Source organism: Bifidobacterium sp. SO1 (genome assembly GCF_018555335.1).
GTDB lineage: Bacteria > Actinomycetota > Actinomycetes > Actinomycetales > Bifidobacteriaceae > Bifidobacterium > Bifidobacterium simiiventris.
Window position 1 is genome coordinate 81,012 of the sequence record NZ_JAFEJR010000013.1, and the last position, 10,851, is coordinate 91,862.

The following is a 10,851-nucleotide window of genomic DNA, read 5'->3' on the forward strand; positions in this document are numbered from 1 at the left end:
TCGTCGTCGAATGTGGATAACTTTCAATCTCGATTTTTCATGTGGATAACTTGCCGTTTTATCCACAGAAATGCAGAAGTTATCCACATTGATCTCCATCTCGTCAGCGCTACTCGCCATTACCGTCACGAGAGTTATCCACAGTTTCCACAGCGCTTATTACTACGACTATCTACCCACTTACGTACGGTCGTCGCCGTCACGATAACGCATCCCACCTTCACGATTCGCAATCCCACGGCTCTTGGTTAGAATGACGATCAAGACAGCAAGCGATGAAAGTAGGATTTTCATGAAAGTCGAAATCGATTCCGCCGCGTTGGCCGACGCGGTCGCATGGACGACCCGCGTGATCGAGGCTCGTCCGGCCAATCCCATTCTCGTCGGCATCCGCCTCGAGGCCATTGACGGAACGCTGCAGCTTTCCGCGTACAACTACAAGATCTCCGCGCGTCACCACATCGAGGCCGGAGTCGACGAATCCGGAAGCGTGCTCGTGCTCGGCAAACTGCTCGCCGATATCACCAAGTCGTTGCCCGCCGAACGTACCTACCTGTCGACCGACGACTCGACGCTGACGATCACTTCGGGCAAGTCGAAGTTCACGTTGCAGCTCATGCCGGAGACCGAATACCCCGATATGCCCGTCGTTCCAGCGAAAATCGGTCAGGTCGACGCGCCGACTTTCGCCCAGGCAGTGTCCCAGGCGTGCGTCGCGGTGTCCCGCGAGGAGAATCGCCCGGTGCTGACCGGCGTACGCGTCCAGTTCCATGGCGACAAAGTGATCATGACCGCGACCGACCGCTTCCGTCTGGCCCGCGCGACCTTCACGTGGACCCCGGTCGACCAAGACATCGACGCCACGACACTGGTTCGCGGCTCGTTGCTGCGCGATATCGCCCGTTCGCTCGACGAGCACCAGAATGTTGTGATCGATTTTGATCAGGATTCGTCGTCTTTGCTCGGTTTTGAGAATGCCGGCCGAGTCTCGACCTCGCAGCTGATCGACGGCGAGTTCCCGGCGACCGATCGCCTGTTCGCCGACGACTATCCGATCCAAGCGGTGATCGATCGCCTGCAACTGATCGGTGCAATCAAGCGAGTCGCACTGGTCGCCGAACGCAACGCGTCGATCCGCATGACGTTCTCCGGACAGGAACTGACGCTGTCGGCCGGCGCCGCCGACGAGGCCCAGGCTCAGGAAATCCTCGACATCGATCTTGACGGCGAAGACATCACCGTCGCGTTCAACCCGTCCTACCTGATCGAGGGTCTGTCGGCGATCACTGAACCGTTCGTGCGCATGAAGATGACGACCGCTGTCAAGCCGGTCGAGTTCAATGGTCAGCAGGAATCCGATTCGGACGAGTCGATGGACTATCGTTACCTGCTGGTGCCGGTGCGATTCAACTGACGTTCGATCGGCGTACGCGTGGTGTGCGGCCGATCGAAATAACTCAACAAAATCGTTGGAAAGACAATGCGGAAAGCGCTTACCAAAGTTTGGAGAAGACAAACGGTAAACGCTTTCCGTTTTCTGTGGCTGGAGAATCTCGCATGTACGTGTCGCGCCTCGCGCTTGACCACTTCCGCTCGTGGGAGCATCTCGTGGTCGACTTCACGCCCGGCGTGAACATCCTGCAGGGCTCGAACGGGCTCGGCAAGACCAACCTCGTGGAGGCCGTCGAAGTGCTCTCCACCGGTTCCAGCCACCGCGCCTCCGGTTCCCTGCCGCTGATCGAACGCGGTCAGACCTCGGCCGTCATCCGTGCGAATGTGAATGATTCGTCCCCGTCCGAGACGACAACCTACGAGCTGACCGTCACGGCCCGCGGCGCGAACCGCGCCCGCGTCAACGGCGGCAGATCCGCCTACCTGCGCGACGTGATCGGACAGGTCCCCAGCGTCTCGTTCACCCCCGAAGACCAGCGTCTCGTGGCCGGAGACCCGGCCTCCCGTCGCACCCTGCTCAATCAGGCCGGCGCCCTCCTCGTCCCCGGCTACCCCGACCGGCTGCAGACGATCACGAAGATCGCCCGGCAGCGTGCCGCGCTGCTCAAGCAGCTCGGCGACGGTCGCACCGCGGCGAACGGACGGCCCGACACCGGCTACGGCCTGTCCTCCCCCGCCGAGGCCGCGCTCAACGGCCTCGAGATCTGGACCGGCCAGTTCATCGAAACCGGCGTCGCCATCACCCGCGACCGCCGGCAACTGGTCGACCGTCTCGCCGCTCCCTTCACCAGAATCTACCGCGAACTGGCCGGCGAGAGCGAACGCGCGGAACTCGTCTACGAACCCTCGTTCGAGGAGATCTTCCTCTATCCCGACCCGCTGCCGCACATCAGCGAGCACTTCCAGCGCATCTATCCGGGCGAGGTGGCACGCGGGCAGAACCTGATCGGCCCGCACCGCGACGACCTGTCGTTGCTGCTCAACGGTATGCCGGCGCGCGAGTTCGCATCGAACGGCGAGATGTGGACGATGGCGCTGGCGCTCAAGATGGCGCTGTACGAGGCCGTCGCGGCCGACCGCGGCGTCAGGCCGATCGTCATCCTTGACGATGTGTTCGCCCAGCTCGACGAGTCGCGTCGCCGGCAGATCCTCGACTTCGCCGCACGGCAGGACCAGGTGCTCATCACCGTCGCCGCGGCCAGCGACATCCCCGACATCAACATGCTCGACGGAGGCACGGCGGACGGTTGCCCCGCGCACATCATCGACGTGGCCTCGCTCAAACGTGAGCAGGATGCGTACCTGCATCCCGACTTGTCCGCGTTCGGCATCGAGGTCGACTCGTGAAACCGCCGATCGAACGCACGCTCAAACTCGACGAACGCAAGCTGCCGGCGCAGGTCTTCGAACGGCTCGCCCAGCGCGGCGGATACATCATGCGCGACCGCAAAACCCGCGAAACCAACCGCGAGAAGGCGTGGGAGAGCTTCGGCAAGCCCGGGCGCGACCCGAACACGCTGGGCAGCGTGATGGCCGGCATCGCGAACGGGCGGCACTGGGTGCCGCAGCTCAAACTCGCGCAACTGCGCGAACACTGGGATCAGGTCGTCGGCCCCGGTATCGCCATGCATTCGTCCGTGGCGAGCTTGCGCGACGGCGTGCTGACGATCCGTACCGAATCCGCAGTCTGGGCCACGCAGCTGACCTATATGATTCCGCAGTTGACCGCCACGATCCGCGAACGGTTGGCCGGACTGGACATCCAGGAGATCCGCGTGACCGGGCCGGCCAGCGGACGCGGCGGATACCGTCGCGGCGCCTACCGTGGCCGCCGCGAATACTGACGGTTCCGCAGAAGTCGGGCAGGATCGCGATTTTCGCCGCTGTGGGCGGTGTCGGGCTAGACGAGTAGACTTACGTGCACAACATGTAAAAGGCTGGAAGAGCCCATTATTTGCGTTCTAGGGCATATCGCCCTTGCGAATGGCCTCTCAAGCGGGGGTTACAACGCAGAAAGGAATCCTGTGGCAGACGAAGCAGATTCGCTTGAAGGTTCCACCGACAACAACGATCAGCACATCACCGATCCCATCACCGACAAACAGGCCGAACTCAACGCGGCCGCCGAACAGATCAACAACGACGAACTGGTCGACGCGCAGCTTGACGACAGCATGTCCCCCGACCACTACGACGCGAGTGATCTGAAGGTCCTCGAAGGCCTTGAGGCCGTGCGCATCCGCCCAGGCATGTACATCGGCTCCACCGGCCCGCGTGGCCTGCACCACCTCGTCTACGAGATCGTCGATAACTCCGTCGACGAGGCGCTCGCCGGCTACGCGACGCACATCGAGGTCACGATCCTGCCGGACAACGGCATCCGCGTCGTCGACGACGGTCGAGGCATCCCGGTCGACGAGGTGCCCGGCGAGGGCGTCTCCGGCGTCGAGACGGTCATGACCAAGCTGCACGCCGGCGGCAAGTTCGGCGGCGGCGGATACGCGGTTTCCGGCGGCCTGCACGGCGTCGGCATCTCCGTCGTCAACGCGCTGTCCACGCGCGTCGACATCGAGGTGCGCCGTCAGGGCTTCCACTGGACGCAGACGTACATCAACCAGCATCCGACCGCACGACTGGCCAAGGGCCGTCCGATGGACGAGAACGAGTCCACCGGCACGTCGGTCACGTTCTGGCCGGACGGCAAGATCTTCGAAACGACCGTCTACGACTTCGAGACGCTGCGCGCCCGTTTCCAGCAGATGGCGTTCCTGAACAAGGGCCTCAAGATCAGCCTGACGGACCTGCGCGAGCCGGACATGGCCGGCGACGAGGTCGCCGGCCAGGACGACGACGGCGAGACGAAGCACCAGAGCGTCACGTACCAGTACGCGAACGGCATCAAGGACTACGTCGACTATCTCGTCAAGTCCCGCAAGGCGACGCCGGTCGAGGACGACGTGATCGACTTCGAGGCCGAGGACCTCAAGATCGGCATCTCTGCCGAGATCGCGATGCAGTGGACGACCGCATACTCCGAGGCCGTGCATACGTTCGCGAACACGATCTCCACGACCGAAGGCGGCACCCACGAGGAAGGCTTCCGCGCCGCGCTCACTTCGCTCGTGAACCGCTACGCCCGCGAGAAGAACATCCTCAAGGACAAGGACAACAACCTCTCCGGCGACGACGTGCGCGAGGGACTCACGGCCGTGATCTCCGTCAAGCTCACCACCCCGCAGTTCGAAGGCCAGACCAAGACCAAGCTCGGCAACTCCGAGGCGAAGACCTTCGTGCAGCGCGTGATGACCGACAAGCTCGGCGACTGGTTCGACGCGCACCCGAGCGAGGCCAAGAACATCATCCAGAAGGCCATTGAGGCGTCCCGCGCGCGCATCGCCGCCAAGAAGGCCCGCGAGAACACGCGCCGCAAGTCGATCTTCGAATCGGCCGGCATGCCCGACAAGCTCAAGGACTGCCAGTCCAACAACCCCGAAGAGTGCGAGCTGTTCATCGTCGAGGGCGATTCGGCAGGCGGCTCCGCGATCCAGGGCCGCAATCCGGAGACGCAGGCGATCCTGCCGCTTAGAGGCAAGATTCTGAACACCGAGCGCGCGTCCATCGACCGCATGATGAAGTCCGACACCATCGAGTCGCTCATCACGGCCGTCGGCGGCGGCTACGGAGAGGACTTCGACGTGAGCAAGGTGCGCTACCACAAGGTCATCATCATGGCCGATGCCGATGTCGACGGCGCGCACATCGCCACGCTGAACCTCACGCTGTTCTTCCGCTACATGCGCCCGATGATCACCGCCGGCTACGTGTACGTGGCCATGCCGCCGCTGTACCGCCTGAAGTGGACGCGCGGCGACCACGATTTCGTGTACACCGACCGCGAGCGTGACGAGAAGCTCGCCGAGGGCAAGGCTGCCGGACGCCAGCTGCCCAAGGGCGAAGGCATCCAGCGTTACAAGGGTCTGGGCGAGATGACGTACCAGGAGCTGTGGGAGACGACCATGGACCCGGAGCGGCGCATCTTGAAGCAGATCCACATCGAGGACGCGGCGGCCGCGGACGAGACGTTCTCGATGCTCATGGGCGACGACGTGGAGCCGCGCAGGCTCTTCATCCAGCGCAACGCTAAGGACGTGCGCTTCATTGATGCGTGAGCATCACCACGCCAAGAACGTGTCATTTCGAGCGGAGCGCAGCGAAGTCGAGAAATCTTCCGAAACCGGTATCCGGTAAGAGATTTCTCCACTCGCTTCGCTCGGTCGAAATGACATGATCCGCCTGACTTTCTTGTCAACATCAGCACAAAGGAACCAATAAGTGGCAGACGAAAACAGCACCGGCGGCAACGACCTGCCGGAGCAGAACGACGAGCGGGCCGAGCACTCGCTCGAGCCCACGAGCCCGCAGGCCAGCGAGAACCTGGTCCTCGACGAGCACCGCGTGGCCCACACCGACATCCAGAAGGAGATGCGCCAGTCCTACCTCGACTACGCGATCTCCGTCATCGTCGAACGCGCCCTGCCGGACGTGCGCGACGGCATGAAGCCGGTCCATCGCCGCATCGTGTACGCGATGTACGACGGCGGCTACCGCCCGGACCGCGGCTACTCCAAGTGCGCCCGCCCGGTCGCCGACGTCATGGGTAACTACCATCCGCACGGCGACGCGGCGATCTACGACACCCTCGTGCGTATGGCCCAGCCGTGGTCGATGCGCTACACGCTCGTCGACGGCCAGGGCAACTTCGGTTCGGCCGGTGACGATCCGCCCGCGGCCATGCGTTACACCGAGTGCCGCATGATGCCGCTCGCGATGGAGATGGTGCGCGACATCGACAAGGACACCGTCGACTTCGTGCCGAACTACGACGGCCGTACGCAGGAGCCGACCGTGCTGCCCGCGCGCTTCCCGAACCTGCTCGCGAACGGCTCGTCCGGCATCGCCGTCGGCATGGCGACCAACATCCCGCCGCACAACATGCGCGAGCTGGCCACCGCCGTCCACTGGACGCTCGACCATCCGCAAGCCTCCCGCGAGGAGCTGCTCGACGCGCTCATCGGCATCATCAAGGGCCCCGATTTCCCGACCGGAGCGACCATCCTCGGCCACAAGGGCATCGAACAGGCGTACCGCACCGGACGGGGCCTCATCACCATGCGCGCGGTCGTCAACACCGAGGAAATCAAGGGCCGCATGTGCCTCGTGGTCACCGAGCTGCCGTACCAGGTCAACCCGGACCGCCTGGCCGCATCCATCCGCGAAGGCGTGCGCGACGGCAAGATCCAGGGCATCGCCGACATGCGCGACGAGACGTCCGGCCGCACCGGCCAGCGCCTCGTGCTCGTGCTCAAGCGCGACGCCGTGCCGAAGGTCGTGCTCAACAACCTGTACAAGCACTCGCAGCTGCAGCAGACATTCGGCGCGAACATGCTCGCGCTGGTCGACGGAGTGCCGCGCACGCTCAGCCTCGACGCGTTCATCCGCCACTGGGTGAACCACCAGCTCGAAGTCATCGAACGCCGTACCCGATACCTCAAGCGCGAGGCCGAGGAACGCGACCACATCCTGCAGGGCCTGCTGAAGGCGATGGACGCGATCGACGAGGTCATCAGACTGATTCGTTCCAGCCAGGGCCGCGACGACGCCCGTCCGAAGCTCATGGAGTTCCTCGACATCGACCAGGTCCAGGCCGACGCGATCCTGTCGATGCAGCTCGTGCGCCTCGCCAACATGGAGCGCCAGAAGATCATCGACGAGCACGAGGAACTGCAGCGCAAGATCGCCGACTACAACGACATCCTCGCCAAGCCGGAACGCCAGCGCAAGATCGTCGGCGACGAACTCGACGAAATCGTCGCCAAGTACGGCGACGACCGCCGCACCAAGATCCTGCCGTACTCCGGCGAGATGAACGTCGAGGACCTGATCGCCGAGGAGAACGTGGTCGTCACGGTCACGCACTCCGGTTTCATCAAGCGCACCAAGGCCGACGAATACCGCGCCCAGCACCGCGGCGGCAAGGGCATCAAGGGTGCCAAGCTGCGCGAGGACGACGTGGTGGACCACTTCTTCCTCACGTCCACGCACAACTGGCTGCTGTTCTTCACGAACAAGGGCCGCGTGTACCGCATCAAGGCGTACGAGCTGCCCGAAGGTTCGCGCGACTCCAAGGGCCAGCATGTGGCGAACCTGCTGCAGTTCGGCCCCGACGAGACGATCCAGACCGTGCTGTCGATCCCGAACTACGAGGTCGCCAAGTACCTGGTGCTCGCGACCCGTTCCGGCAAGGTCAAGAAGACCGCGCTCGCCGAGTACGATTCGCCGCGACAGGGCGGCCTGATCGCCGTGCGTCTGATCGAGGACGAGAACGGCGAGACGGCCGACGAGCTGGTCGGTGCCGCGCTGTGCAACGCGGAGGACGACATCATCCTGGTGTCGCGACTCGGCATGAGCCTGAAGTTCGCGGCCGACGACGATCAGCTGCGTCCGATGGGCCGCCAGACCGCCGGCGTGCAGGGCATGAAGTTCCGCGACGGCGACAGCCTGCTTGCGATGGACGTCGTGCCGGATGATTCCGATCAGGATCTGCTCGTGGTGACGAATGAGGGCTTCGCCAAGCGCACGGCGATCTCCGAGTACCGACTGCAGGGCCGCAACGGCTTCGGCGTGAAGGCGTTGCAGCTTGCGGAGGGACGCGGTTCGCTGGTCGGCGCGGTGATCGTGGCCGAGGACGATCAGGTGCTCGCGATCATGAAGTCCGGCAAGGTGATCCGTTCCGACGTGGCCGAGGTCAAGCGCACCGGCCGCAATACGCAGGGCGTGACGCTGGCCAAGCCGGACAAGGGCGACGAGATCATCTCCATCGCGCGCAACGAGGAGAAGGACGACGACGCGGACGAGTCCGCGGCTGAGCCGGCCGAATCCACCGAGCAGTAACCGTCTGCTGAGACTGGTAGTCTCGCATAAGATAACGGCTCAGACAAGGAGCAACGATGAGCGAGAACTTTGAGGACGACGGCGAGGGCATGGCCCAGCCCGTCAGCTTCGCCGCCGAGCAGGCCGAGGAGACCGCGCCCGCACAGCCCGCGCATATCGGTCGCGTGGCCCGTTCCGTGGTCGGCGAAAGCGGCGCGGCGAACGGCACCGCGCATGCGCCCGCGTCGGTGCCGCCGGCGGATCGTCCGAAGAAGAAGCGCCGCGGCACCCCGCGCGCCCGCCGCATGAACCTGTCGATCACGCACATCAGCGCGTGGTCGGCGGCCAAGGTGTCGTTCCTGCTGGGCATCGCGGGCGGCATCATCCAGATCGTCTCCGTGCTGATCGTGTGGCTGCTGCTCAACGCGGCCGGCGTGTTCGAGAAGATCACCACGATCGTCAAGTCCACCGGTCTGGACACCGGCAGCTTCGATCTGGCCAGCATCATCAGTCTGCCCACGGTGCTGAGCGCCACGACGATCTTCGCGATCGTCGAGGTCGTGATCTTCACGCTGCTCGTGACCATCCTCACGCTGCTGTACAACGTGGTCACCGCGCTCGTCGGCGGCGTCCACGTCACCCTCGGCGACGACTGACCGACTTCGATCGACCGTTTCGCAACCGTATGCAAGTGGCTCCCCGCACTCTCCGCGGGGAGCCACTTTCTGTATTACCTGTCGTTTCGCTCCCCTGCCTCTTGATCGAGCGCGAACGCGGCGTACAACGGCAGACTGATGAGCGGCACATCGGTGCCGGCCACGGTATCTATGCCGAAGTCGCGTTCGGACAGCCGGTATGCGCGCGGGGAATGTCCTTCCTCCACGAATCTGCGCAGGCTTTTGGCCGTGACGTTGCGGGCGGATTTGATCTCCACCGGAATGACCTGCGCTTGCCGGTTCTGGAATACGAAGTCCAGTTCCCCCTGGCCGTTGCCGGCGGGCGTCCAGTAGAACGTATGCAATCCCGCGGCCTTCAGCGATTGCATGGCATAGTTTTCGGCCAGTGCGCCGCGGAAGTCGGATGACAGGATCTGTGCGACGTCGGGACGCAGCAACAGTTCCGCATCGATGCCGAACTTGGAGAACATGATGCCGGTATCGGCCACGTAGATCTTGAAGAAACTGCCTTCCTCGTCGCAGTACGGGGTCAACGGCGCTTCGCTGTCCTTGGTCATGTCGTTCCGACTGACGATGCCGGCGGCTTCCAGCCATTCCAATGGTTCCAGCAAACGTTCGCGACGTCCTCCGCGGATGACGTCGGCGTATTTGAATTTTTTCGTGGACGATCGCAGGAGCTGCTTCTGCAGACTGTCCCAGATGCGCTTCGCGGAGATGCCGCTGATGCCGTTGTCCGGATCAGTCATGTCGTTGACGTACGTGTCGTTGATCTCGTGCTGTTCCTGCATGACCGATGCAAACGATCGCGTAGTGCGGTATGCGTCCACGGCCTTGGGCATGCCGCCGATGACGAGATACCGGTGATACCAGTCGAGCGCCCTATCGTGCAGCATGAACGAGCGTGGGTCGGCGGCATGATCCCTGATCGACTTGGCGAGTGGCTGCTCGTCCACGGCCCAGAGGAATTCCTCGAAATCCATCGGGAACATGTCAAGCTGGCGTACGCCCGACGGGAATGGCAGCCGTCGTTTCTTCACCGTGACTCCGAGTAGGCTGCCGGTTGCGATGACCCGCCACTGGGTTCCGGAGAAGAATCGCAATGAATTCAATGCCTTGTCGCTGAGCTGTATTTCGTCGAAGAACAGCAGCGTGGACTGCGGCTCGCATGGTTTGCCGGTATATTCCCGAATGCGGTTGATGATGGCTTCCGTGTCGTTGGTCGGAACGTCGAAGATCTTTTCGATGGTGGTCAGATCGGTCTGAAAATCCAGTTTGACCATGTCGTCGTCGAACAGGTCGTGTGCGATCTGCTCGATCAGAAACGTCTTGCCGATGCGACGCGCTCCTCGGATGAGCAGGGGTTTCGTGTCGCCGGCATCCTTCCACTGGCGGATGTCGCCGGCCAGTTTGCGTCGCATGTATGTCATCCAGCCCTCCAGAGTTGTGTTTGTACGCAAATAATTACTATTTTGTGTACAAATTATACATGAAAACGTAATATTTCATGTGCTGGTAAGTCTCGGAGTGGGTATCAGATGGTTGGTGATCGTTACTGAGTTCGCATCGCATCATCGTGACTCGGCGACGGCCGGTATTCGGTCCGGCAGCGGCTGTAACTCAGCAAGAGTTCGTCGTTTATGTTGAGATACGGCCGTTTTGGGTATGGAAAACGGCCGTATCTCAGCAAGGGTTTGTGGTTCTTGTTGAGATACGGCCGTTGAGTGCTTGGGTGGGGTGCTCGGACTGGATGATCCGGACCACCCGGGGATGGTTGTGGCGCGGCGGCCGGTCG

The 10,851-nt window shown here is 63.0% G+C and carries 7 protein-coding genes; 6 read left to right on the forward strand and 1 reads right to left on the reverse strand.

The features are described from left to right. The first annotated feature begins 292 nt into the window (after positions 1-292). From dnaN to JS541_RS10640, 6 genes are all read left to right on the forward strand, one after another. Positions 293-1,414 (forward strand): DNA polymerase III subunit beta, encoded by a 1,122-nt coding sequence (dnaN, locus tag JS541_RS10615; RefSeq protein ID WP_214374472.1) that lies wholly within the window; start codon positions 293-295, stop codon positions 1,412-1,414. A gap of 143 nt (positions 1,415-1,557) precedes the next feature. Next, on the forward strand, positions 1,558-2,799 hold the full coding sequence (recF, locus tag JS541_RS10620) for a DNA replication and repair protein RecF (protein WP_214374473.1): 1,242 nt from the start codon (positions 1,558-1,560) through the stop codon (positions 2,797-2,799). Further along, complete coding sequence (locus tag JS541_RS10625; protein ID WP_214374474.1) at positions 2,796-3,296, forward strand: DciA family protein; 501 nt, start codon at positions 2,796-2,798, stop codon at positions 3,294-3,296. Before recF ends, JS541_RS10625 begins: the two co-directional genes overlap by 4 nt. A gap of 288 nt (positions 3,297-3,584) precedes the next feature. Then, positions 3,585-5,621, forward strand: coding sequence for a DNA topoisomerase (ATP-hydrolyzing) subunit B (gene gyrB, locus JS541_RS10630; RefSeq protein ID WP_346428310.1), 2,037 nt, complete (start codon positions 3,585-3,587; stop codon positions 5,619-5,621). A gap of 196 nt (positions 5,622-5,817) precedes the next feature. Further along, on the forward strand, positions 5,818-8,403 hold the full coding sequence (gene gyrA, locus JS541_RS10635) for a DNA gyrase subunit A (RefSeq protein WP_217625384.1): 2,586 nt from the start codon (positions 5,818-5,820) through the stop codon (positions 8,401-8,403). A gap of 56 nt (positions 8,404-8,459) precedes the next feature. Next, positions 8,460-9,038, forward strand: coding sequence for a DUF3566 domain-containing protein (locus JS541_RS10640; RefSeq protein ID WP_240539330.1), 579 nt, complete (start codon positions 8,460-8,462; stop codon positions 9,036-9,038). 74 nt (positions 9,039-9,112) lie between these two features. Here the strand turns inward: JS541_RS10640 and JS541_RS10645 are convergent, their stop codons facing one another. Then, positions 9,113-10,486, reverse strand: a complete 1,374-nt coding sequence (locus tag JS541_RS10645) for an ATP-binding protein (protein ID WP_214374476.1) — start codon at positions 10,484-10,486, stop codon at positions 9,113-9,115. Between the last annotated feature and the right edge of the window lie 365 nt (positions 10,487-10,851).